The 242-nt window shown below is 52.9% G+C and carries 1 protein-coding gene; it reads right to left on the bottom strand.

Translation table 11 applies throughout. The features are described 5' to 3' along the window. Positions 1–130: 130 nt before the first annotated feature. Positions 131–208: a hypothetical protein gene (locus HBA93_RS23010; protein ID WP_353619438.1), complete on the bottom strand. Its 78-nt coding sequence runs from the start codon at positions 206–208 to the stop codon at positions 131–133. Positions 209–242: the final 34 nt, after the last annotated feature.

The raw sequence follows: 242 nt of genomic DNA, 5'->3' as shown, positions 1-242 counted from the left end.
CATGTAATCTCAGCTGCGGGTCTCATAAGGACGAGCAGTTTCAGGAAAATTGGAAACCGGTTTTCCGTTCGAAACTGCGGTGGGACTAGTCGGGGAATGTGAGACCCGCAACGCATGGCCGGTCATCCGGTCATGGAGCTGGTATGGTTCCGAACTTACCGCTCTGAAAGTCGCGCAGAGCGGCATTGATTTCCTGTGTGGTATTCATGACGAACGGGCCGTGCATAACGATTGGTTCGTTA

Source organism: Ochrobactrum sp. SFR4 (genome assembly GCF_019730395.1).
In the GTDB taxonomy this organism is placed as follows: Bacteria; Pseudomonadota; Alphaproteobacteria; order Rhizobiales; family Rhizobiaceae; genus Pseudochrobactrum.
This window is presented reverse-complemented; position numbering and strand designations above follow the sequence as displayed.

What these genes read in the sequence shown, in the direction of transcription:
- HBA93_RS23010 (WP_353619438.1), bottom strand. Translation starts at nt 208, where the DNA reads ATGAATACCACACAGGAAATCAATGCCGCTCTGCGCGACTTTCAGAGC.